The following is a 24,287-nucleotide window of genomic DNA, read 5'->3' as shown; positions in this document are numbered from 1 at the left end:
TGGCAAACAAACCGAACACCGCGGCATCGTTCCCCGCGTGTCTTTCTGCGGCCGCGTGGATTTGCCAGAATCGTCTGAGCGATCCTGTCCTGCTGGCTCAACTCTACAGAAGCATTTGGCTTTGTGGATCGATTCCGACGCCATCGGAAAGCTCGCGAAGCTTCTCCAGCACGATCAGCAACCCGCCGGGATCGATGAAAGCGTCCGGGTCGTCGTTGCCCTTCACTTTCTTTTCAAAGTGGAACAGGTCGAAACGCGAATCGCATTCCTTGAAGGTCTGTAGCTTTTCCCGTTCGTCACCGGTAAGCGTCAAGGCACGGAACTCGCCGACCATCTCTTCGATCTGAGTCGTGACTTCGGTGTTGAGATCCAGCACGATGTCCATCGCAGAGAAATCCTGCGGAGAGAAAACAGCCATCGATTCGAATTGGTCTTCGCGGAACGAGATTTCACCGAAGTCATAGCGGTCGCCCAGTTCCGCAATCGCGGTTTTCACGGCTGCCGGCGTCGGCAGGTTCTCGCGTTTAAAGAACACGAAAAACGTGTCGGTGTATTCGTATTGGTCGTTCTCAAACAGTGACATCGCATTCCTCACAGGGTCGTTGTTCCACGTTTATAGCAGAAAACTTCCGCATCAGGCGGCGATTTCACAGGACGTTAACGAGGTTTCGAAACTGGGCAGGATGCAGGATTTAAAAAGGGCTGGTGCTGCGGCGGCAGGGAGGGATTTGCAATCCACAGGCTGGAAGCCTATGCACTGGCGGGGACGGATGGAAGCGTCCACAGGCTGGAAGCCTATGCCACCTGTTGCCGGGCTTAGCCGAGTTCCTTCGAACGTTCGGTTGCGGCTTCGACGGCGGAGATTATGGACTGTTGAAAGCCGTTGTCGAACAGCGCCTTCAGGCCAGCGATCGTCGTTCCGCCGGGGCTGGTGACGCGATCTCGCAAAACGGAAGGATGGTCGCCGCTCTCGATCGCGAGCTTGGCAGCGCCGAAGACGGTTTGAGCCGCAAGCTGGTCGGAGACGTTTCGCGGCAGGCCACATTTGACTCCGCCGAGCGCCAACGCGTCGATCAGCTCGAATATATATGCCGGGCCGGAACCAGAAAGCCCGGTTACCGCGTCCAGCAAGTTTTCGGCGACTGGAATCACGATCCCGGTCGTTTCCATAAACGCTTTGATTCGATCTCGATCGGCCTCCGCGACCTGGTCGCTACAGGACATGCCGCAGGCACCGGCGCCGACCAGGCAGGGAGTGTTGGGCATGACCCGGATCACGGTTTCGATCGCGGTGCGCGATTGGATGGATTTGATGTCGACACCGGCCATGATCGAAACGACCAGCGGAGGATTCTCTCGGCCCGCAATCGCGGACTTGATCGACTCGGTTTCGGTCGCGGCGACAAAGTACTGTGGCTTGACGGCCAGGAACACGATGTCGGCGCTGGCAAAGACGTCTGCATTGGAATCGGCTTTCTCCACCGAGCGCGAATTTGTTTTTGCGCTGAAGGCTTCGATCGCGTCGCTGGAAGGATCGGCGACGATGAACGCAACGTCCGCGTCACTCGCTGCGATGCCTCCGGCGAGTGCCTGAGCCATTTGACCGGCTCCGACAAATCCAATTGAAATCATGACAGTTCCTTCTGTTCTATCCATTGAGTGCGAAGTGAGCCTGATGGCGAATGGCTTGCTTCCGAATTCGCGCCAACGTCGTCATCGTCGTCCGTATCACGTTCAGCGTCGTCCGTATCACGTTCAGCGTCGTCATCATCCCGTTCGTTCGGCGGAACAATATTCTGCGGCGTCGGATCGTTGACGGTTTGATCTATGGGAGTGTTCATTTTCGGAAAAGGCCGCAACTCGAATCGATTTCCAAAGTTGGAAAGTAGCGCCGCGAGTCCTGCGATGCCCAGCACGGTCATCACGATGAAAAAGATTGGGATCAACCACGATCCTGTTCGTTTGGTACGCCGCGGACGGACAACGATCTGATCCGTCGCCGGTCCGCTATCAGCATTGCGGTTCGGATACTCCCGCACATCGCCTGGAACGGGTTTGGCCAGCGGGATCGCCATCGGAACGGTGGACTTGGACGACGCAGGATCAGGCAGTTCGACGTCAGACCGTTGCTTGATCGTCTGCATCGACGACAACTTCATCGTCAGGCTTGGGTGCTTGCTGGTTTGCGATGCCGACGGATCGTCATTCTGAACTGATCTCATTCTGTATGGCGAAGGGTAGTCAAGCGGCTCGGACACTCCATTTTCGTCGCGGGCTTTTTCGCGCAGGCCTTTTACGTAACTTGCCCTGAGCTTGTCATCAAGGAGGACTTCATGGGCCCTTACGATCAGGCGGCGGAGTTTCGTGTGCAGCTTGCGTCGGTCGCCGATTTCCTCATCCGACATCTGCTCAAGCTGTTTGAGCATCGCTTTGGCCCGAGAATGGACCTGTTTGCCGAATCCGATCGGATCGCCCATGTTCGGTTTCACGCCAAAGAGCTGGAAGTGGTTTGGATGGTACACGTTTTCGCTAAAACCCAACCAATGGTGAAACGGATTAAATTGTTTTGCCATGAGGCCCCTCGATCGTAGCTTGCCGCAGTTTGAGTTTCGGCTTTCCCGTTTCGGCTGTCCTGTTTCGACTTTCCGCTTTCGCACGGATATCTATACTTATGTGCCTACATCTTAACCACATACGTTTCAGTTGGGTCCCCGTTGGCAACAATGTCTCAGCAAACCAGTCCAAAAAACGACACGTCACCTGACAGCACTGCCTTTGTCAACGTGTCAGCGTACAAATTCGTGCCGATCGAGAACCCTCCAGAGCTGCGTGCGAAATGGCTGCCGCTATGCAAATCGCTGGGCCTCAAGGGCACGATCCTGCTTTCGGACGAAGGCATCAACATGTTTATCGCGGGCGGCGAAGACGCGATGGATCAGCTTCTGGACGAACTGGCGTCTGACGATCGGTTCAGCGACCTGCCGATCAAGAAAAGCTACAGCGACTACCAGCCGTTCAATCGAATGCTGATCCGGTTGAAGAAGGAGATCATTTCGATGGGCGTGCCGACGATTGTGCCGTCTTCGAAAACCAGTCCCAAGATCTCGGCCGCGAAACTGAAACAGTGGTTGGACGAAGGCAAAGAGCTAACGTTGCTCGATACGCGAAACGACTATGAGGTTGAGATCGGCACGTTCAAGGGAGCTCATCCGATCGGCATCGATCACTTTCGCCAGTTCCCCGACGCAACGAAGGAACTGGACGAATCCGTAAAGAAGAAACCGATCGTGATGTTTTGCACGGGCGGCATCCGCTGCGAGAAAGCCGGACCGCTGATGGAGCAGGAGGGCTTCGAGGAAGTCTATCAGCTCGACGGCGGAATCCTGCGGTACTTCGAAGAGGTCGGCGGCGAGCATTGGGACGGCGAGTGTTTTGTGTTTGACCAACGCGTCGCGGTTGCTCCTGACTTAACCGAAACAGAAACGACTCAATGCTACGCGTGCCAGGCCGTGCTGACCGGCGAGGACCAAAAATCTCCGCTCTACGATCCGCCGAACAGCTGCGCGAAATGTTACGTGCCGCCGGATGAAAAACTGCGCGCGACGTTGGCTCAAAGAAACGACCAATTGCGTGCGGTGACCAATCCATTGCCAGGGTCGGAGCCCTACAACAATGTCCGCCCGGTCAACGTGTCGTTGAAGTTCGATCATCGAAAATGCCTGGACATGTTTCTGGAACTGCACGGGCATGTGGAAGACGGCTATTGGGAGAAAGAGTTCGAGCTTGGGCGGATCGTCTATAAGGGTCAGCCGATGTCGCCGGACGACGTGGTCCGTTCGGGTTTTCGCGTGGAGCACCTGTTGCCGCAGACGACTGAGCCAGCGGTTTCAACCGAGGTCGAGTTTTTGTACGAGGACGACGCGATTGCGGTGCTGAACAAACCGGCTCCGCTGCCGATGCATCCGGGCGGGCGATTCAATCGCAACACGTTGAATCACTTTCTGGATTTGATGTACGAAGACTGTCAGATGCGGATCACCCATCGGCTTGATGCGAACACGACGGGTGTCGTTGTGTATGCCAAGAAGCGTTCGATAGCGAATTCGATTTTGCCTCAGTTCAAAAACGGCACCGTGGAGAAGGCCTATTTGGCGTTGGTGTCGGGAGAACCGAAAGAGGATACTTTCTCGTGCGATGCTTCGATTGGAAAAACGCCCGATCGCGCCGGCACGCGATTGGTGGATGCGGATGGCGATGATGCGTTGACTGATTTTGAAGTGCTGGATCGCCGCGACGGCCAGTGCTTGCTGCTTTGTCGACCAAAAACCGGTCGCACGAATCAGATTCGCATTCATCTTTCGCATCTCGGTTTGCCAATCGTGGGCGATCCGGCATACGGTCGCGAGGAAGATCGCATCGCAACGCAAACGTTGGATCTTGATTCGCCGCCGATGTGTCTGCATGCGTGGAAGCTGAGCATTGATCATCCGATTTCGGGTGAGCGGATGGAGTTCGAGGCGCCGCGTCCAGATTGGGCTTGAATGGCGAAATCGTGGCACAGTGGAGACCACAGTTCCACGTTCTAGTGGCGACACGGGGGTGGCATAGGCTTCCAGCCTGTGGACGCGTGGGGTCAGCCGTCCGAAGCGGACGCGCTCAACAATGGCTTGCAAACGGTAGAGACCACCGTTCCACATTTCTTCCAACTTTCGCGTTTACTACACTTCCAACCGCGAGACGTTAGAATCTGTTTGCTGTCCGATTCTATTTACACACAAGGCCCACCATGAACGCCCAGGAACTGCTTGACCAACTTTTGGCTTCCGGAAAAGAACTTGCTGCCAAAGGCAAAGAACTTGCCGACGACGGAGCAGATTATGCTGCGAAGTATATCGAGATCCCCGAAGCCGGTCCTGAACGCGATGCGATGATGGCGAAAGTTGGAGCAGGCGTTGCGGCGACGGGTTTGCTGGCGCTGCTGTTGGGCACCGAAAAGGGACGCAAGACGCTGTCGCCGGTGATCAAAGTCGGATCGCTCGCGGCGCTTGGTGCGTTGGGCTACAAGGCGTATCAGAATTGGCAGGAAGAGAACGGCAATCCGGAATCCGGTGTCGAAGGTTTGGAGATCGGAAAGCTAGACGGAGAGGCTGCTCAGGAAAGAAGCCTGGCGATCATGCGAGCGATGGTCGGAGCCTCCAAAGCCGACGGTCACATCGACGATCAGGAACACGCGGTGATCACTGGGCAGATGAAAGCCGCCGGCATCGAAACGGCAGCGGCGTCTGTGTTGCTGCAGGAGATGGGTCGCCCCGCCGATGCGGATCGAATCGCGAAACTGGCTCAGTCGGTCAACATGAGCGTCGAGATTTATCTGGCGTCGTTGCTGGTCACTGGACAGCAGAACGCGGCGGAGAAAGCCTATCTGGCGGAACTCGCTTCGAAGCTGGAACTGGCTCCGGAATTGGTCGACCAGATCCACCGCGAAGCCGCTTTGGTGACGTAGTGGTTGCCCCAGAACGTGACGATTGGTTTGCTGATCGGCGTCGGCGTCGGTGTGGCTTCGTTGGCGATTTCCCGAATTGACTCAAAATGGTAAGCTCAGGCAGTCGTTCCTGCCTGTTCGCCCTGGATTTAGATGAACTGTTTTTCTCACGCGCTGCCCTCTCTCGACAACGCCTACGTAGCGACCGGATGTTGCATTCCGGACTGGTTGAGTGCCGCGGATCGCAAGTGCCGGGTCCGGGAAAAGAAGGCGACGCCGTTCGTTGATCACGATGATCCAATCGTCGCTGCGGTGGCCAAGGGAATCGTGAACCATCACAAAGACGATTACTGGTTTCACACGAATCAGACGTTTCAACAGATGAACATCAAATTCGCGGTTGAGCTTCGTGAGTTGCTGGATGGCGAGCGTGGAATGCGAACCGGTTTTTTGGGTCACGTACTGATTGAACTTTTTCTTGATGCGTGGCTGCATGAAAAGTTTCCGGGCAAGCTTGAGTTTTACTACCAGCAGCTGGAATCAATCGATCCGGAAAAGGTACAGGACGTTGTTAACCTTTTCGCGACCAAACAAACGGACAAGCTTGCTCCGGCAATCCGCGGCGTGATCAAGGAACGCTATCTTTTTGACTATACGGACGATTCGAAGACGCTGTATCGAATCAACCGGGTCCTGACGAGAATTGGGCTGGAGAAAATCGACGATCGCATTCTCGAATGGATGAAGAACGCACGGACGCGGGTGTATGACCGTGTTCCGGATCTGCTTGATCAATACGCAATCGATTTTGAGGATGAAGAATGAGCGGGATGGTGAAAGTCGAAGTCTTGCGAGCCGCGTGTTGTGTCGCGGGCGGCGACGGCGAGTCTACGGATGCGGAGCGAGTGTTGCTCGATCGTTTGGCAACAGAAACCGGCGTTGGGCTGGCGTCTCTGGAAGCCATGATTTCTCGTGCTTGCACTGACGAGAATTTCTGCAAGGAGCAGTTTCGCGTGCTCAAGGCGGAACCGACCGAGGCGATGGCGATTTTGCTGGACGTCGCGATGGCCGATGGCGTTATCGACGACAAAGAGACCGCGATTCTGAAATGTCTTTCTGAGAGGCTGGAAGTTCCCGCAGAAGTTTTCTCGGCTCTGTTGGCGAAGGCGAAAGAGATCGCTGACGGACGCCGGTGACGTTCGGTTTGAGCGTGCTTGCAAACTTTTACAGCGAATCCTTTTCCCGTAGCGGAACCAAACTGACCGCTCCGCTCGAGCGGATCGTGATCTCATACGTTTGGCCTTCTCGCGGTGGCAAATGGTTGGCTTGACCGTGAGCCGCACGAATCCCCAACTCGGATTGCCGATTCAGGTCGTTGCAGACGTTGCCAAAATCTTCCCAAATCTGTTTCGCGAACTCGGACGCTTCCGACTGAGCATAAATGCCAGAAGGCTTGCTGAAATCGTCGAGCGAAAAACCTTCGGACGGCTTCATGTCATCGCCGTAGATTCGCTTGAAGGTAAAAATCGAAGCAGACCGCAGCGGATCAGCTTGCTCGACGTATTGATCTTCGAATTGAGCCACCCAACAGTCAACGAAAAACGTGTCGCCCAGCAACGTGAACTCGCGACTGGAGCCAATCACGTTGCCGTTTTTGTCGACTTCGCTAAAGGTGACTTCAAGGAACTTCTGGCCATTCTCATCGACGCCTTTTTTGTTCACCGTCAATTGTGCCACGCGGCGGTCGATCTTTAACAGATCCATCGAGACCTTGAGCTTGTCGTTCTCGATCGTGGCTTCTTTCAAATCCAGTTCCTGCTGGTCGAACTTGAGACGCAACGCAGCCAGATCCTGCTTGGCTTGCTTTCCCTCGATACCGGGAACGATATATTCGCTGTATCCCATCCAGCCGCCAAAGCCGACCACGCCAGCGACTGCCATCATCAGGACCGTCCTGACAGCGCTGTTAACGGTATGGACGTTCTCCATTAGCGTTGGTGGACGGCGATCATTATTTTGCGGCATTGCAGCTCCAGGGAAAATCTTGAGGATCCGAAAGCAGGAAGGCGGACCGCGATAGTTATATTTCCCTTCGGCTTTTGAGGCAAAGACTTTTGATTTGCCCAAAGATTTTCCGTGTATTCCGAAAGTGCCCCGTGTAAGCCACTTTGTCGGGCTGAAGCGGCAGAGCGGTCAATCCGTCCCCAGCAAACGCTTCGTTGCGGCGGCAATATCGTCCGACCGCATCAGGGATTCGCCAACCAGGATGGCGTCCACATTTGCTTGCATTAAGCGAGCTACCTCCGAGTGAGTAGAAATTCCGCTCTCGCTGACAAACGTAATATCGTCCGGCAAGCTTTTTCGGATCTCGATGGAATGTTCCAGATTGACCTCGAAAGTATTCAAATCGCGATTGTTGACGCCGACCAGCGAAGGATTGCAGGCAAGCACTTTGTCGATGTTGGCTCGATCGTAAAGCTCGACCAGGGCAGTCATCCCGAGCCCTTCGATCAGAGCATGTAAATCGAACAGACGGGACGCATCCAGGCATTCAGCGATCAGCAGAACCGCATCGGCACCGGCAGCACGTGCGTCGTAAACTTGCCAGGTATCGATCACAAAGTCTTTTCTCAGCACCGGCAGATCGACAGAATTGCTGACGTCGACCAGAAAGTCGCGGTGGCCCTGAAAAAAATGCTCATCGGTCAGAACGCTCAGACAGCTGGCTCCTGCCGACGCGTAAGCCTTCGCGATTTCGACCGGGTTGAAGTCTTCCCGGATCACGCCCTTCGAGGGACTCGCTTTCTTGACTTCCGCGATCAGGCCCATCTCGCCAGCACGTTGCAGCGGTTCCAGAAAGTCACGGGCTGGTGGCACAGCCCAAGCTTCCTTGGCGATGTCGTCGAGAGACTTGTTCCGGTACGAGGCTTCAATTTCAAGAAGCTTTTGATCGACGATCTTTTTGAGGATGGAGTGCACGGCGTCGCGTATCGGAGAGTAAAAACCCCAATGCTAGTCGATGCTTCCGAACCGTCCACTCCTAGCTGACCGAGATTTGCGACACCGACGACATTGGCATGCTCACGGGAGGAGTCGTAGCCGTTGCGAAGTGGCTGGCGAGCTGTTTCTGACGGTAAGCGAAAATCTTGAGCAGATCGGGTTTGACGAAATATTTGTGCACCAACGCCCCAAAACGTGGAATGTAGTGGACTCGGTCGCGGGCCAGAGTCATCGTTGGCGAAATGACCTCAAAGGTATGCTCGTGGAACCAGCGTTTGTACGGACCGCGAAGCTGTTGGTCCACAAATCGAAACGGCGGCGCCCAAGATTCGATCTCGGTTCGCCACTTGATTGGAACGCCATGCAGCTTGAGACGATAGTCGATCAACGCACCTTTTTTCATGTCGATCGGCGTCGGCGTTACGATGTTGAAATGCAGCCACGGAGGAGTAATCTTTTCCAGATTCTCAGCGCGGGAAAAGAAATCAAAAACCTCACTCACAGAGCGATCAATTACCAGCTCGGTCGTCAGTACAAATCCTTCGGTGGGATGTCGCTCAATGCGGATGGGTGTTTCAGACATTTCGGTATCAAAAAAAGTTTCACGGTCAACACGATTCGAACCGTGCCAATTCGTCTGCGATAACGGAAAAAGGCTATACTTCGTGTATACCCAGTCGATTTTGGCCGAGGCGGATGCCAGAATCCTCAAAATCGATTTCCCATTCCGATCAAGATAGAGAACACCAAGGTGGCCGATTCGCAGTTTGTGCTCGTACTGGGCACTCGAAACACCAAGAAACGACGCGAGTTGGAATACTTGTTGTCGCGCTATCCGCAGGTCCAACTCAAGTCACTGGATGACTTTCCTGACGCGATCGAAGTCGAAGAAACGGGCACGACGTTCGCGGAAAACGCTGCGTTGAAAGCAACCGAACAGGCTGTGCACTTGTCGCAATACGTGCTAGGAGAAGACAGCGGACTTTCGGTTGCTGCGCTCGACGGACGGCCAGGTGTCTACTCGGCTCGATACTCTGGCGAGGACGCGACCGACGATTCGAATAAAGTGAAATTGATTGAGGAGCTGTCTGGCGTTCCAACGGAAAAACGTGGAGCGTGGTACACGTGCCACATGACTCTTTCGGATCCAGATGGAAACGTATTGATCGATTGTGAGTCCCAGTGCCACGGCAGGATTCTTACCGAGGAACGCGGTGAGGCCGGATTCGGATACGATCCTCTGTTTGAAATCCCGGAGTACGGTTTGACGTTTGCTGAACTTGGAGATGAAGTCAAGTCAGTCCTGAGTCATCGGGCGAGAGCGAATCGGTCTTTTGTGCCAAAACTTTTGGGGCTAATCGCGAGGCTGAATTAAGCTCGTTCCGTCGAAGCACGTACAAGGCACGAAGCCAAAACGCAAACCCGAAGCGCCAGTCAGTGAGTGAGCATTTGAGGAGCAAGCCCGCCCATCAGCATCGAGCCTCCCACTTTCCCCAACATCAAAACTTCAGCACGAACAATCCACCAAATTCAACATCCATCTATGACCATCCAACAAACCATCACCATTGCCAACGACGATCGCGATTCGGTCGTCAAAGCACTGCGACAACATTTGCCGGACAAACCGTCCTGGTCCACCGCGAAACGAATCCTCTACAGTCGACGCATCGCGGTCGGAGGCGTGCTGTGTATCGATGAAGCCAGAAAACTGGCTCGCGGCGAAGTCATTACGGTCCACGAGCAACCTTTTCCTGCTCCGCCGACCGATCAGGACGTAAAGATTCACCACGTCGATGCGGAAGTCATCATCGTCGAAAAACCTTCCGGCATGGTGACTTTGCGAAGAAGCTCGGATCTGAACTGGTCGTGGGACAAGAAGAATCGCCAGCCGACACTCGACGAATGCGTCCCGCGGTTGATTGGCGAGCACGCGGCGGCAAAACGCAAAACTGAAAAGAACAATCTTCACTTGCCAAGGATGTTTCCCGTCCACCGCATCGATCGCGATTCCAGCGGTCTGTTGGTTTTCGCTCGCAACAAGGAATCGCAAACCAAAATCATTCACCAGTTCGCCCAGCACGCGGCCGTTCGAAAGTACCTGACCCTGGTCCCCGGCACGATCGAGGATCAGACGATCACTTCACAATTCATCCGTGATCGCGGCGACGGTTTGCGAGGCAGTACAACGGACACGTCGATCGGCGAACACGCGACGACCCACTTCAAGCTGTTGCAAAAATTCGAACGCAGCGACGCCAACGGAAAACAGACCTTCAGCGAACTCGAATGCTCTTTGGAAACAGGTCGAACGAATCAGATCCGAATTCATCTCGCAGAACTGGGACATCCAATCTGCGGCGACATCAAGTATCGCGGACCGTTTGGCTCCGACCCGATCGTCGACAATAGCGGCATTCATCGCATGGCATTGCACGCGACGCAACTGTCGTTCAAGCATCCGGCGACCGAAAAGCCGATGAATTTCAAAACGCCGTGGCCGAAAAAGATGCAACGGTTCCTCGAATCGCTGGCTCAGTAGCGAAGCGGAGTTCGGAATTTGCCGGAGTTCGAAATTTCCGATTGCCCTCTATTGGACAGCCAGCGCTTCGGATTTACGAAACAACACGAAACTCTCATCCCGGTAGATCACTTTCCACGAAAGCTCACCTGTCGCGATCGCTTCATCCATCGTTTCGCAAATCGCCGTCGCCGTCGGAGCCAGCACCATGTCCGTCGGATACTTCTCCAGCGTTTCACGCCACGAGTCCTCCGCATTGTAAAACGCTACGGATTCTTCGACGGCTCCGTGGGGATACGCCACTTCGTAGCGACTGTCGAGGCTGACTTTGATCTGCGGGAACATCCGCCACGAAACGTAGGCTCCGTCATTGAACCAGACCATCATGTTCCCGCCAATATTTTCCTGTTCCAGAAAATTCATCGCGTGAACGGGGTAGATCGGCGATCCGACAGGAGCATCGTCGGCGAATGCGGGAACGTTGACCGCCCAGAATCGCGCGTTGAGCGAAATGGCCAATGCGACCATCGCGAACGCCAGACTCGCTTTTTTGATCGCCTGCTGATTTCTGGATACGCTCTGCAAAACCCATTTATGAAACTCAGTTTGCGACAGCAGCATCGGAGCGTAACAAATCCACGCAACGGCAAAAATGGACACGTGACGCATGTTCTTCGACGCCATGATCCAGGTCAAAACGATCACCGAAACAGGAAACAGGAACCTGACAATGCTCTTCGCGCCGGAACCGCGTTTGTAGATCGCTACAGCTGCCACCACCGCGACGAACAAAGCCAGTCCGAACATCAGCAGCATCGCCGTGTCACCGCTGCCCCAAATGGAGCTCCATTCTCCGATCATGGGGCGTTTCATTTGGACCGCGCGAATCAAGTACGGCACGTAGGCGGCTCCGTAGGGGTTCACGCACATCAACACCGGCAGGATCAACGCCAATCCAATTCGATGGGCTCCTTCGCGAACGGCTCCCATAAAGTTCGATTCGAGCAACGCTTCCACGAATCGGCATCCGACCCAAAACGCGAAAATGGCTGCTCCCGCTACCACGCCGCCGTGGATATTGGTCCAGGCGATCATCAACGGGATCCAGGCCAGGCACCAAAGCCGCTTGCCGGCACGGTCGCTGGAAAACATCCAGAACTCGATGGCCAGAAACAACAGCGTGACGACCTGAGCCCGCACGTTTGTGAAACCAATGTAACCGCCAACCGAGAGGGCGATCGGAGACAGCAGCACGATCAGGGCAAAGGGTGCTCCGTTCTTTCGTGCGACGACGTAACAAACCAGGCAGATCGAAAATGCCAAACCATATTTGAGGATCATCAATCCGGCGTTGCCCAGCCCGCTGCCTTCCATGGCGTAGTATTGGATCGCACCCATGCCCCATTCGTGGTGCACGACAATCTCCCGCGTCGGCGTGTACGCAAACGAATCGGTCATCGGCATTGCCCCGTTGGCCAGGAATTCACGAAACAGCGACACCTGATGAAACAGATCAAGATCAATGATCGTGTTGGACGCGGCAACGGCAAGGATTCCCAACAAACAGGCGACTGCCATGGAGAACTTTACCCATGGATTGAGCGATGTCGTTTCAGTTGAGTCAACGATCGGCGTTGGCAATTCGAAAGCTTTCATTTCGTTACGCTCCTGCCTTTGAGCCGGCTGTTGCGGTACCAGAATTCGTCGCGGCACCAGACTTGAAAGCCCTGTACCTGGCTCGCAGAAAACGCGTGATCGGTGCTTCGAACCACATCGTCGTCGCGGCTCCAAGTGCGATCATCAGCCCGGTGGCAATGACGATGCTGACGTGAGGCCCAAAGCCAAATACCTGCAGCTGATTGATGCAGCACGATCCAATATTGTTGTGGAACAGGTACAACGTGTATGAGATTGAGCTGATGTAGACTAACGGCCGCCAACGCAGCGGAGGAATCTTGCCCCACGCCGCGAACGCCAGCATCCCGAACAGCATCGCTGTTGCGACAGGGTTGTGTCCGCGAACATCGACGACATGAAACACAATCGCAGCGAACACAATGCCAAGGACGTTGTGCCATCGATTGCCACGATTTTTGTGGATCTCGTTGAGCAACATGCCCATCACGAACAGCGGAAAATTACGCAAGATGAAAAGCTGTTCGACGACGCTCAATGTTCCTCCCAATCCAGACTCGGGCCAGGAAGTTTTCAACCAGTGGATCGCACCGCAGCCTGTCAAACAAACGACGGTTCCGACCATCAAGTTGCGCAACGTGTTCTTCCAACCGCCAAACGCGGTCATCAAAACCAGAAACGTGTAAAACAACATCTCCACCTGAAGCGTCCATGTGACGGGCTCCATATTCTCGAACCCAAACAGTTTCGGCATAGTGGAAAGGTTGGCGGCGGTTGCTGCGAGGGTGACGTCTTGCCCAAAAAATGGAATGAATGAAAACAGCAAGACGTTCAGCAGAATGCAGAACCAGTAGGAGGGGAAAATTCGAATACAGCGGGCGACCAGAAAGTCAGATGTTGTGCGCTTTCCGATCAGGGTCATCACGTTGACGAATCCGCTCAGCATAAAAAACAATTGGACTCCGTATTTGCCGTACGGAAACATGTACGCCAGCGGTGAGGTGAATCCGTATTTGTGTGCGTAGACCCAAGTGAAATGGAACAGCAGCAAGTTCAAGCACGAGATTGCACGAATGGCATCCAACTCCAGAATCCGCTTTCGCGTCGGAGTCGCACTATTCGGTTGTAGGTTGCTGGACATGGTTTCTGAACGTTGGTGACGTGCTGCTTTTTTAAACGCGGACTGGGTGGAGTTGGCTTGGGCGTATCGACAGGTGTGCAGATACTTTTTGGTGACGGCAACAGAACTGACTCAACGGCGAAGCTACTTTTCGTACTTCACGACCTGAACGAATCGATGATCACTGGAAGGAGTTCGGCAGCAACCCCGGCATCGGCACGGACACTGATGGGAATGGGACACCGCCGCCGGACACGCTTTTCTCGGCCAACGCCGCGACGTGCGGCCGTTTTAGCCCTTGTTGCAGGTGCATTTTTTCGATGTGAGACCGGATCAGGTTTGGCATCCACATCGCGTATTCGACCAGCTCCAAAAACGCTTCGTGTTCGAACGGTTTCCGGATAAAGAATACGTTACGATCGTCGCGTCGGCGGCTGATGACATCCGGCTTTTGCGATGAAGAGGTAAACAGAAATGGCACGTCGGCGTTTCTGGGGATGCTGTGAATCAGAGCCTGCACATGCACGCCTGTGTCGGTCAGCATGTCACAATCGCAAATCACAAGGTCGAGTGATTCACTGGCGGCGTAATCCAATGCCTTGCCGCAATCGAATGCGGACAATGCGAGATAGTCCTGAGTTTCCAGCGACGCGCGGATCAGCGCGAGCGACAACTCGTCGGCATCGACTATCAGGATTCGTGTTATCAGTGTCTGGCGCACGGTGTGGCTCCTTGTGGAGTGACCGCCAATCCATCAGCGACTTTCGCGCGACCTGCGTCCATCAGGCCAGAACAGAAAACGAAAGTTATCCTTCGTTATCGGAGTCACGACCGACAAAGCTTCCAAAAACTTTCAGCTCGCCCACAACCGTTGTCGCAGGAACATTCCGTAGCGTCTGGCACGCGTTGTATCGATCGTGACCATGATGCCTGTTGCGATCGACGCGAAAACCGGTGCCGGAACAACCGCAGCGGTCGCACAGTGCGCTGCCTAACAGGTTCATGGCTGAAAGTTGCTGATGTAAACGGGCTGCAGCATCCAGTTGTGACAACTGAAACAGTTTTTCGCGAGCCAGAATCGCTACGTTCGACATGACGGTTCTGGCAGGGATCAGACCGAACGACTGGAGAACTTCCCCTGAGAGCCATCGATTCCGCGTCCGACAAAACAGGCTTGGTATTCTCGCCGTTCGATCAAATGGAATGAATAAACCTGCGAGGCGTTGTCTTGGTCGCCGATCTTCCAAGCACACGAATTCGTGCGACGGACTTGCGCGAATGGAATCAACCATACGGGCACCGACCGAGAGCCAGAATCAGAAACAGCGTTTTGCTGCCTTGATTCGAACTACGGATAAACCTGATTCAGGGCGGTACCAGGAATTCGAAGTTTTCCAGGAGGAAGAAACATGATCAAAACAACTCTAACGGTTGCCTGTGCGGTCTTCGCACTTGTACTTTCAACCAACGCCAACGCCCAAGACTGCGGTTGTGGCAGCAACTACAGCGCAGTCGATTTCGGCGGCTACGGTGGATACTCATCGTACGGCAACGTCGGAGCGACCGGCCTCAACAATTGCGGTCGTGCAATTTCGAATCAGCAAGCGGCCTCGTTGTGGGCAGGCTATTGCACCGAAACATGCGTGACGGGCAAGAAGCGATGCGGCCTGTTCAGCGGTTGCGGCAAAACCGGCGGCTGCGGTGGCGGCGGATGCAGCCAGGGTTGCTTCGGCTATCCAACTGGCGGCTGTGGAAGCAGCTTCAGCGGCGGATGCGGAACTGCGAGCGGACTGGGCGGCGGATGCAAACTGTTCAGCAAACTCAAAGCTGGTGCTGGCGGATGTGGCCTTTCCAAGGGTTGCGGATTCGGCGGCGGCAATAGCTGTGGCCTTGGCGGATTCAGCGGATTCGGCCTCAACACTGGATGCGGAAGCGCCTGTGGCGGCGGATGCGGAAGCAGCTGTGGTCTTGGTGGCGGATTCGGACTGTTTGACAAACTCAAGAGCGGTGGCGGATGCAATCTGTTCAGCAAGCTCAAGGGCAAGTCCAAATGTGCTGCGATCGTTAGCTATCCTGTGACGACCGTTGCGATCGACCAGTGCGGCTGTGGCAACAGCGGCCAGTATTTCAACTACGCGGTCGGCCACGAGTACGGCACTGCGGGAATTCAAAGCAGCGTTGCCGGATCGCTCACGAGTGCTTGCGGCGGATGCAGCGGATCAACCATGATGAGCCCTGTCATCAACATGCCGGCTTACGGCACGACAGGTGCTGCTCCAATCGTTGAGCAAGGCACGCCCTGCCAATAAGTTCGAGCGTTGAACGAAACGTTCAAGCCGCTTCGCAAGAGGCGGCTTTTTTCATGCGCGAGGTCAAATCCCAGGCTCCGTGTAACACCAGGTTTTTGCAACGCGGAACATCGAAGCACAAGCCCTACAACCCAGAGCTAAACCGCTAGAGGAAGGTTGAGAACTTCACTTTCACCGGGCTTCCGAAGTTACCCAGCGGATCGGAGAACGTATTGTCCAAAATCGTCACGGCTTCCGCGTTGCGCACAGAAACAGCCGCCTTCCGCCAATACTGAAAGTGGTTGTCCACGATCTTCAATCGTCGAATTTCTCTAACATCACGGTTAACCGAAACGTTGGGCAGTCGATTCATGTGAAAGTCGACCGTTCCGTAGACTTGGGGTTGTCGCAAATACCTCGCACTTAAACCATTTGCATAAAACGAGTTCGACCGGATTGAGACATTCGAAGGCCACGCCCCCAACGGCCATCCGGACTCATTGCGCCCCAGAATCGCCTGATCGCTGAGCCCGACGTAAATGTTGTGGTTGAGCTCGCCATTATCGGCCATTAGATAGTTTCCGAAGCGTCGCGAATCGGCGATATAGTTTCGCTCGACCAGAAAATCGCGGCTGAGCCCTTCATTGAAGACCGTGGTTTCGTTACGAAAACCGTCGCTTTCGCCCGCTGGAGAATTTCCGACGACCACTCCGTTGATATCCTGATCAAAGGTCACCATAACCATGTCTCTCATTTCAGTTCGCCCCTGAATGATGACTGATTGCCGAGTGTCGGCGACGTCCGTCAACCGCGCAGTTTGGATCACGGCCCCTGTGAGCGGATTGACGAATTTGAAAGAATCGCCGATCCGCAACGATCGGCTTCCGACGTTGCCCAGCGTGTCGTGGTTGATGGTGGCCAGCGTTAGCGTTCTAAGGCTATTCCGTTTGGTAATCGTGTAGGGCAACGTATAAAAGTTCATCACGTCGTCGCCGAGCCCTTGAAAGCGGCTGTCCTCGATCCACGGACCAACCCGATTCGATTGAGCGTGAACTCCGTCGGCGTTGCCACTTTTCCAACGTCCGGAGTCGGGTCGGATGGTGACGCTGCTGCGAATCACATTGAGAGCTTCGCTCAAATTCGAGCTGACGAAAACACTGGACGCGGTGTAGGCACGCACTCCGATCAGACTAACCTGTTGCGAATAGGCCGCCACGTTGAACAAAGGATGGTCGTAACGTCGTTGGAGCACGTAACGATCTCCGACGGCAAGACCTTCGGTAAATTCAGTCCGTATCCGAAAACGATTTCCTGAGACTTTTTGCACTTCGTAGGTCGGATAGTTGAGCCAGCTGTTGAACTTGAGCCGTCCGGCGACGTTTGGATCGACCGCGTATCCCCACGAACCTGTAGCGGCAGAGGTGAACGACGCATCGGGAGCGATGAATCCAACCAAATCAATTTCCAGCTCAAAGCTGCGAGCGGCCGGATCAAGTGACCGAATGATTCCCTGAGTGAATGTTCGAGGCCGATACCGGTCGCCAATTTTGTCGGCGTAGTCGATGACGAGGTTTCGCAAGATAACATTTTTGCTGTCGAGCACTCGAAACAAACCCCGTTTGTCGTCGTGAATCAGCACTTCGGCGCCCATGCCGTTGAAGGTCAGATTCTGATATCGCAGCAAATCGAAAAAGTACTCGTCGCTCTCAAGCGTGTTCGATGGGTACAGATCCCAGGTTCCTGGCGTGAGACGAATTTCGACTGCCTGGTTGTTCTTCGCGACCTGTTGCAGAGCGGCTTCGATCGCATGCCAATCATTCAAGCCATCGTTTGGAGTTGCTCCGAATTCCGTCACGTGGAGAACTTTGGTCGGTACCAATTCGCGCAACGGGAGCTCTCTGGGATAGACGCGGTCGATACTGAAATCCATCTCGAAGCGGTCATAGTTGGCGTTGTTGACACCTCCGAACGCAAAGTAAATGTGCTCGCCCGCCGAAAGATCTCCCAACAGCAGATCAAACGACTTGCTGCTGCCAGCTTTGGCGACAATCGAATCGCCTGTCACACGCGTTCCATCTTCCCTGTGAACCACCACTTCAACTCCGTCGCTCCGCGAATCATTGACTCGCAAATAGCTGTTGGAAACAACGAAATTTCCGCTGGTCGGAATGGTGTATCTCACGATCAGATAGCGATCCTGAAACGACGAACTCTGTTGCCACGCAGCGCCGGGGGCTCCTCCGTCGGAATCCAGTTGCATGCTGAAAGTGGGAGAACGCGAATCGCTGGAGCGATCAGGAACCCACACATCGCCAGATTCGAAAAGCGGCTGATAGGAGCTGGTCGCGCCAATCGGTGACGTGTTCAGGTTTCCGCGTTGTCCGCCCTCCACCCATCCGGTCGGCGCGTTCCACATGTAGGTCCACGGCGAGCGAGAATTGTGGCTAATCACATCACGGCCGAATCTGGCCAGTGACTCGACTCGACTGGTGTGTCGAACGATCGAGAAATCGACGAGAAAATGATCCCAAGCGATGTTCACACCCGCACCAATCGCCACATGGACAGTGTCTCCAGCTCTCAAATAACCGAGTCTTGCATCGAAACCGATTCGTTGTTTGGCTTCAACCGTCTGCAGAATCAGCGGCTTGTTCCGGTTCACGAAAACACGAACTTCAAGACCACTGGATCGCAAGTCATCCAGCTGAATGAAACTATCGGTTAGCTCATAGACGCCAGCCTCCTGCACGGTAAATGCGGCGATGGCGTAGCGATCCTGTCCGTTGTATCGAGCACCTGAGCTCAACTGTTTCACGGATCCGGCATGACCGCCTGTGGCAGAAAAATAGAGTGCGGACGACGGATGACTGTCATTGAATTTCAAGTCTCCATCGGGCGTCAGGAGCGAACCGGCTGGTTGCAAGGGTTGGTAGATCGTTTCGGGATTGTCGATCGCGGCCGAGTTCAGATTTCCCGGGTTCGAATTGCTCCAGCCCGCGGGCGCGTTCCAAAGATAAGCCCAACCTTCGGTCGGCGCGGCAGCTCTGCGTGGAAAGTCGTCGCGAAAGTCGGCGACTTCGATGGGCAGACTGACGGTGAGCAACTGTCGCGGCTCCAATCGTTGAAACCCGGGCCTTGCCTTGTGTTTTCGACGCACTTTCCGCTTCGTGCCTTTATGGAACCATTCCATCCGTGATCTCATCATCCTGTTTACTCACATACTGCCTCAATCTCCCTATCGACAGGTGTTCATCGTATCAGATTGAAAACGGTTCCTCGAATCCCGAAGCGTCCAGTGTTGGGCTTGTGGACAATGGTTCGGCAATGCGAAGCGTTAAGCAACGCCGCGCAGCAGGCAAAGAGAATCAGTCAAGTCGTTGGAGACTGGAATAGTAGCCCGTTCGGGCTATGAACGACCGTTGTTTGAGCGAATCAGGATCGGAACTTGCGATAACAAATCCCTCAAAAAATGCGGCTTACATCTCATATTCGATTTTAAGCACCTTGAAGGTCAAGTTTCCTTTGGGAACATCGATCTCCGCAAGTTCGCCGACTTTTTTGCCCAGCAAGCCTCGCCCGATCGGAGACGTAATCAAGTACCTTCCCTGGTCGTAGTCTTCATCGCCGTCACCGACGAGAGTGATGATTTCCTCATCGTCGATATCGACATCGAGAACGGTGACTTTCGCTCCGAACGCAACGATGTCATGAGGAACGTCCGCAGGATCAACGATCTGAGCCCGAGCCAACCGGTCTCTGAACTGATTGATTCGCGCCTGCATCATTCCCTGCTTTTCACGCTGGGCGTGATACTCGGCGTTCTCCTTGAGGTCGCCTTCTTCTCGGGCCAATGCGATAGCGGAAGCGATCTCCGGCATGACGACATTCTCAAGGTGCTCGACTTCTTTTTGCTTTTCGTTGTAAGCTTCCTGAGTCATGGGGACGCGTTCCACGGCAGCTCTCCTGATTGGTGATTCTGAGTTTTGAACAGGCAAAAAAAAATCGACTCGCCACCTCCGCGGTGCCAAGCCAAGATCTTCATTTTCGAATATTGGACTACATAAATCAACACGAATTGAGTTCTGCTTGTGTTTTCGCCGCAAATACGCGGACTTCAACCCATGGCGCTGCAAAGCGATGAAAACGACGCATCACTACCCACAAGCTATGATTATCTGCACGGAAACCCGGCAATTTTGGAATTTGGAGTCATTTCAAACGAAGCGCGCAAGATTCCCCAACTGGACACGTAGATCCCTATAGAAAGGCATGTGACCACGGTGTGTGGCACAGAAGTAGACCATGGATTCCAACCCGGACACTCGAAACAGTCTTATCGTGCGAATGCATGACCGGGACGATAACGAAGCCTGGGCGGAGTTCGTGCAAATCTATCAGCCACTGGTGGAACGTTTCATTCAGAAACATCGTCTTCAGTACGCGGATGCGGCAGAAGTGACCCAGGAAGTGTTGAGCCGGGTTGCCCGGTCCATCGAATCCTGGGATCCGGATCACGATAAGTCTTCCTTTCGAGGTTGGCTGTACCGCATCACGCGAAATCTGACCATTGATTTTCTTCGCCGAAAGCAAAACGAACAGCACCGAATTCCGATCGCGGATCCGGCAGTAAGTCAAATCGCTGATCCTGGCAAAGTTGATTCAATGGAGTTTCAGGCGGAGTACGAACGACAACTTTTTCAGTGGGCGGCCGAGCGTCTCAAGTCCTCCTTCAAACCCGTCAACTGGCAGGCGTTCTGGCTTTCGACGATCGAAGGAGTTCCTGTGGAGCAAGTCGCCGAGCAACTGGAAATCCACTGCGGAGCAGTTTACGTGGCACGTTCCCGCATCATGGCTCGCATGTCAAAGCTGATTCAACAGCGACTCAACGAAACCAACCTTTCGCTTTGCGAGAAAGATCAAGGATCCAATGACTGAAGACAAACACGTCAGCCGGGACGAGCTTTTGGAAATGCTGGGCGGTGAGCACGAGTCTCCGCACACCAATCGTATCGGAGAACACGTCCACCAGTGCAGCAGCTGTCGCGACAAGCTGGACGAACTTGCGGCCAAGTCCGCGATTTGGAACAAGGCACCGGAGCTTTTGAAGTCGAACGTTCCATTGCAAGGCAACCTCGGATCGAACGGTATTGAGACGACGGATCTGCCTTCCGACGTCGACAAAGATTCCGACCAGGCTCAGTGGTCCTGGCCTATTGACTCGCTGCTGGACGCTCCCAGGCATCCGGAAATGCTGGGGCGAATCGGCGACTATGACATTGAGCGTGAAATTGGTCGCGGTGGAATGGGAATCGTGCTCAAGGCCCATGAAGCGGAACTCAATCGTCCGCTGGCGATCAAAGTGCTGGCTCCGCATCTGGCCAGCCACGGCACAGCACGACAACGTTTCGCGCATGAGGCACGCGCTGCGGCGGGAGTCATTCATCCAAATGTTATCGCAGTGCACCGAGTTGAAAACAGCGGAAAGAATCCATATATCGTGATGCCTTATATTGCTGGACCATCGATGCAAACGCTGGTTGAGCAGCGTGGGCCGCTTCCCGAAGAAGAAATCGTGCGAATGACGTTGCAGATTTCGGCTGGCTTGACCGCCGCTCATTCGCAAGGTCTGGTTCATCGCGACATCAAACCCGCCAACATTCTGGTCGCCGATGGCGGTAACCGGGTGATGATCACGGACTTTGGTTTGGCCCGCGCCGAAGACGACGCGTCGCTGACTCGAACCGGTTGGCTGACAGGAACGCCGAACTACATGTCGCCGGAACAAACGCGTGGCGAGCGACTGGACCATCGAAGCGATCTGTTTTCGCTCGGCAGCCTGATTTACTTTTTGGCTACCGGTCGGCTTCCGTTCCGCAGCGAATCGCCGCTGGGAGTTTTGCGACGGATTCAGGAGGACCACCCGACACCGGTTCGGCAAGTGAATCGCAACACGTCGAAAACGCTCGCCGACATCATCGACGTGTTGTTGGAGAAAGAACCGGAGGATCGTTTCCAGTCGGCTGCGGAACTGCATGAAGTCCTTTCAAAGCAGATGTTTTTCCTCCATCAGCCCGACGTTTCGCATCCGCCCGTCGTCAAGAAAAAGCTCGCTTCGGCAACTCCGCGACGCCGAACGTATTGGGGCGGGTTGCTCGCCGGAGCACTGCTGCTCGGTGCGGCGGGATACGGATTGATGCCACCTGCGGAACAATCTGACACGGCGGCGAATGAAGACAACGAAATGATTGCTCAAGTTTGGGCCACCGCAGAGTCTTTCGATCAAGCAACACCCACGGCACAGGGACAATTGGCGCAAAGCGTTTCGCCGATGAGCGTTGATGACGCAGATCGAGACTGGCTTCAGGTCGACGTGACGTCGGAGGAACACGGGCAGGTTGGCTTGGTCGTGATCGAACCACAGGAAGACGACGAACTCAGCGGCCAACAGGCTTTTGAAAAGGGCAACGCGAACTTCCACGAAGGGAATTACAAACAGGCGATTGCCTACTACAAAATCTCAACGGACGACGATCACTTTCGCGGCATGTCGCGCTACAACCTCGGTTGTGCCTATGCGTTGACTGAAGAACCCGAAAAGGCGATGGATGAACTGGAACTCGCCATCGACGCGGGCTACGACCGATACGAAAAATTCAAAGACGACTCGGACCTTGCAGCGTTGCGTGAAACAGATCGCTTCAAGGATATCCTGGCGGAACTGAAAGAGATCCAACAGTCGCGAGAATTGTTGGACAAAGCAATGGTCATGGTCGGGCAGGAGAAATACGAACAGGCTGTCACGATGATCCGTGAAGTGATGGAGATTGATGGCGAAAATGAAAAAGCCTGGTTGAATCTCGGCTATGCGTTGCACATGCAGGGCAAGTACGACGAGGCGATGGAGTGGCATCAAAAATCTGCCAACGGCAAAGACCACGTTGCTCTTGGCAACTACAACATGGCTTGTGTGTTCGCCCTTCGCGACAATTCGGATGCAGCATTCAAATCGCTCAACTCGGCTCTCGACAGCGGACTGGCCGAAAGTCTGAGCATGAGCCATATCAAAGAAGACTCTGACCTGAAAAGTCTTCGCGACGATGATCGGTTCAAGGAATTTATCAAGCGATTCACGTTGGAAGAATGCAAAAGCGAAGACTCAAGGTTTTTCCTGACCGATGGATCGATCAAGGTTTCGTCGTCCCGCTTCACGATCGATCTCGACAGCGAAGAATGGAACGAAGAGATCGAGGGCGAATGGAAAGGAGAACTTTTTGACGAGAGTTTCGATTTGCAAATCATTTCCGAACACGACGACTCGACATGGACGTGGGTGTACTCGCACCAGTTCGCTTCGAATGACTTTGCTCCCGCTCTCAAAGACAAACCGGAAGGTTTTGAATTGAGCAAACGGTTCGGAAAACTTGTTTTCGACGGCTCGTTCGATGGTTCTGTCGGCAGTGGAGATTTTGAATTCATTGCCAGCGATTCGTTTCGCCAAAAGCTCGAATCGGACGGAATCAAATCAGCTTCGGACGCATTGTTGCTTCAGCTTTTCCTGTCGCCGGAGGACGAAACCGAGTTGATAGGCAAGCTGAAAACGTTCGCCAAACTGGAGCTCAAAGAAGGCACGGTTGACCGATTGATGCTTTCGGGCGTCGACGCAGTTAACGTCGTGTCGTGGAGAAACGCCGGTCTGGATGTCGATGCGAATTTGGATTACATCGCGTTGAATATTGATCCGGATGATTTCAAGGAGTACGCAAACAACTTTGACATCAAGGATGTCCGCGTGTTCATCGAAAGCAGAGTCCCGGTCGAATTGCTCAAGTCGTATCGTGACGCAGATTTGAACTTGAAAGAGTACGGCTCGTTCGCCCACGGTCGTGTCCCGGCAAGCTCTGTCGCGGCCTATCGTGACGCCGGATTCGACGTTTCAAAACTGGAAGATTTGATCCACACTCGCGTTCCGGTTTCGCTGGTCAAACGATACCGAGAGGCAGGGTTGAATCCGCAGCAGCACATCGAGCAACTGCTCCAGCGGATCAGTCCTGCGAAGCTGAAACGGATGCAGAAGTAGGCCGCTGAAATCTTCATCGCTGCCTTAGCCGACATCGATTCTATTTGCGAACGCTCTGCGGCGGTTGGAAAATCTACACCCCTGGTTTCCAACCCCGCAGAGCCATTCGCTTGCGCGAGCAACTGGTGCGATCAAGCGACCGGCGTCCAAAATGTGATCCAACA

At 54.3% G+C, this 24,287-nt stretch carries 21 protein-coding genes; 9 read left to right on the top strand and 12 right to left on the bottom strand.

The window, feature by feature from the left end; translation table 11 throughout:
* Positions 1 to 103: 103 nt before the first annotated feature.
* The 3 genes from MFFC18_RS08595 to MFFC18_RS08585 form a co-directional block, all read right to left on the bottom strand.
* Positions 104 to 583, bottom strand: coding sequence for a hypothetical protein (locus tag MFFC18_RS08595; protein WP_075085607.1), 480 nt, complete (start codon positions 581 to 583; stop codon positions 104 to 106).
* 233 nt (positions 584 to 816) lie between these two features.
* Complete coding sequence (gene proC, locus MFFC18_RS08590) at positions 817 to 1,632, bottom strand: pyrroline-5-carboxylate reductase (RefSeq protein WP_075085606.1); 816 nt, start codon at positions 1,630 to 1,632, stop codon at positions 817 to 819.
* Complete coding sequence (locus MFFC18_RS08585; RefSeq protein WP_075085605.1) at positions 1,629 to 2,573, bottom strand: hypothetical protein; 945 nt, start codon at positions 2,571 to 2,573, stop codon at positions 1,629 to 1,631. Before MFFC18_RS08585 ends, proC begins: the two co-directional genes overlap by 4 nt.
* 150 nt (positions 2,574 to 2,723) lie before the next feature.
* Between MFFC18_RS08585 and MFFC18_RS08580 the strand changes: the two genes are divergently transcribed.
* The 4 genes from MFFC18_RS08580 (at position 2,724) to MFFC18_RS08565 (ending at position 6,678) form a co-directional block, all read left to right on the top strand.
* Positions 2,724 to 4,541 (top strand): sulfurtransferase, encoded by a 1,818-nt coding sequence (locus MFFC18_RS08580; protein ID WP_075085604.1) that lies wholly within the window; start codon positions 2,724 to 2,726, stop codon positions 4,539 to 4,541.
* 245 nt (positions 4,542 to 4,786) lie between these two features.
* Positions 4,787 to 5,503 carry a tellurite resistance TerB family protein gene (locus MFFC18_RS08575; RefSeq protein WP_075085603.1) on the top strand — a complete coding sequence of 239 codons (717 nt, stop codon included), beginning with the start codon at positions 4,787 to 4,789 and terminating at the stop codon, positions 5,501 to 5,503.
* 132 nt (positions 5,504 to 5,635) lie between these two features.
* Complete coding sequence (locus MFFC18_RS08570) at positions 5,636 to 6,307, top strand: hypothetical protein (protein WP_075085602.1); 672 nt, start codon at positions 5,636 to 5,638, stop codon at positions 6,305 to 6,307.
* Positions 6,304 to 6,678: a TerB family tellurite resistance protein gene (locus MFFC18_RS08565; RefSeq protein ID WP_075085601.1), complete on the top strand. Its 375-nt coding sequence runs from the start codon at positions 6,304 to 6,306 to the stop codon at positions 6,676 to 6,678. The genes MFFC18_RS08570 and MFFC18_RS08565 overlap by 4 nt, the downstream gene beginning before the upstream one ends.
* 28 nt (positions 6,679 to 6,706) lie before the next feature.
* Here MFFC18_RS08565 and MFFC18_RS08560 read toward each other — a convergent pair whose 3' ends face one another.
* From MFFC18_RS08560 to MFFC18_RS08550, 3 genes are all read right to left on the bottom strand, one after another.
* Positions 6,707 to 7,507, bottom strand: coding sequence for a hypothetical protein (locus MFFC18_RS08560; protein ID WP_148618717.1), 801 nt, complete (start codon positions 7,505 to 7,507; stop codon positions 6,707 to 6,709).
* Positions 7,508 to 7,675: 168 nt separating this feature from the next.
* On the bottom strand, positions 7,676 to 8,461 hold the full coding sequence (gene trpC / locus MFFC18_RS08555) for an indole-3-glycerol phosphate synthase TrpC (RefSeq protein WP_075085599.1): 786 nt from the start codon (positions 8,459 to 8,461) through the stop codon (positions 7,676 to 7,678).
* 61 nt (positions 8,462 to 8,522) lie between these two features.
* Positions 8,523 to 9,065 (bottom strand): SRPBCC family protein, encoded by a 543-nt coding sequence (locus tag MFFC18_RS08550; RefSeq protein ID WP_202907564.1) that lies wholly within the window; start codon positions 9,063 to 9,065, stop codon positions 8,523 to 8,525.
* Between the two features lie 168 nt (positions 9,066 to 9,233).
* On the opposite strand from MFFC18_RS08550, the gene rdgB reads away from it, so the two are divergent.
* Together rdgB and MFFC18_RS08540 are read left to right on the top strand one after the other, a co-directional pair.
* On the top strand, positions 9,234 to 9,857 hold the full coding sequence (gene rdgB / locus MFFC18_RS08545; RefSeq protein WP_075085597.1) for an RdgB/HAM1 family non-canonical purine NTP pyrophosphatase: 624 nt from the start codon (positions 9,234 to 9,236) through the stop codon (positions 9,855 to 9,857).
* A 168-nt stretch (positions 9,858 to 10,025) separates the two neighbouring features.
* Positions 10,026 to 11,024 (top strand): RluA family pseudouridine synthase, encoded by a 999-nt coding sequence (locus MFFC18_RS08540; protein WP_075085596.1) that lies wholly within the window; start codon positions 10,026 to 10,028, stop codon positions 11,022 to 11,024.
* Between the two features lie 48 nt (positions 11,025 to 11,072).
* Here MFFC18_RS08540 and MFFC18_RS08535 read toward each other — a convergent pair whose 3' ends face one another.
* The 4 genes from MFFC18_RS08535 to MFFC18_RS08520 form a co-directional block, all read right to left on the bottom strand.
* On the bottom strand, positions 11,073 to 12,659 hold the full coding sequence (locus tag MFFC18_RS08535) for a hypothetical protein (protein WP_075085595.1): 1,587 nt from the start codon (positions 12,657 to 12,659) through the stop codon (positions 11,073 to 11,075).
* Positions 12,660 to 12,663: 4 nt separating this feature from the next.
* The gene (locus MFFC18_RS08530; RefSeq protein WP_075085594.1) at positions 12,664 to 13,779 is read right to left on the bottom strand and encodes an acyltransferase family protein; all 1,116 of its coding nucleotides are present in this window, start codon (positions 13,777 to 13,779) and stop codon (positions 12,664 to 12,666) included.
* Positions 13,780 to 13,939: 160 nt separating this feature from the next.
* Positions 13,940 to 14,479, bottom strand: a complete 540-nt coding sequence (locus MFFC18_RS08525) for a response regulator (protein WP_075085593.1) — start codon at positions 14,477 to 14,479, stop codon at positions 13,940 to 13,942.
* 85 nt (positions 14,480 to 14,564) lie between these two features.
* On the bottom strand, positions 14,565 to 14,852 hold the full coding sequence (locus MFFC18_RS08520) for a hypothetical protein (RefSeq protein ID WP_075085592.1): 288 nt from the start codon (positions 14,850 to 14,852) through the stop codon (positions 14,565 to 14,567).
* A gap of 315 nt (positions 14,853 to 15,167) precedes the next feature.
* Between MFFC18_RS08520 and MFFC18_RS08515 the strand changes: the two genes are divergently transcribed.
* Positions 15,168 to 16,067 (top strand): hypothetical protein, encoded by a 900-nt coding sequence (locus MFFC18_RS08515; RefSeq protein ID WP_075085591.1) that lies wholly within the window; start codon positions 15,168 to 15,170, stop codon positions 16,065 to 16,067.
* 145 nt (positions 16,068 to 16,212) lie between these two features.
* Here MFFC18_RS08515 and MFFC18_RS08510 read toward each other — a convergent pair whose 3' ends face one another.
* The gene (locus tag MFFC18_RS08510) at positions 16,213 to 19,236 is read right to left on the bottom strand and encodes a hypothetical protein (RefSeq protein WP_157665203.1); all 3,024 of its coding nucleotides are present in this window, start codon (positions 19,234 to 19,236) and stop codon (positions 16,213 to 16,215) included.
* Between the two features lie 286 nt (positions 19,237 to 19,522).
* The gene (greA, locus tag MFFC18_RS08505) at positions 19,523 to 19,984 is read right to left on the bottom strand and encodes a transcription elongation factor GreA (protein ID WP_075085589.1); all 462 of its coding nucleotides are present in this window, start codon (positions 19,982 to 19,984) and stop codon (positions 19,523 to 19,525) included.
* A gap of 364 nt (positions 19,985 to 20,348) precedes the next feature.
* On the opposite strand from greA, the gene MFFC18_RS08500 reads away from it, so the two are divergent.
* A complete protein-coding gene (locus MFFC18_RS08500) occupies positions 20,349 to 20,981 on the top strand; it encodes an RNA polymerase sigma factor (protein ID WP_075085588.1) in 633 nt (210 codons plus the stop codon).
* Positions 20,974 to 24,123, top strand: a complete 3,150-nt coding sequence (locus MFFC18_RS08495) for a protein kinase domain-containing protein (protein ID WP_075085587.1) — start codon at positions 20,974 to 20,976, stop codon at positions 24,121 to 24,123. Before MFFC18_RS08500 ends, MFFC18_RS08495 begins: the two co-directional genes overlap by 8 nt.
* Positions 24,124 to 24,287: the final 164 nt, after the last annotated feature.

Source organism: Mariniblastus fucicola (assembly GCF_008087665.1).
Taxonomy (GTDB): Bacteria; Planctomycetota; Planctomycetia; order Pirellulales; family Pirellulaceae; genus Mariniblastus; species Mariniblastus fucicola.
Note: the sequence above shows the minus strand (reverse complement) of the source record. Positions and strands in the feature narration are given on the sequence as shown.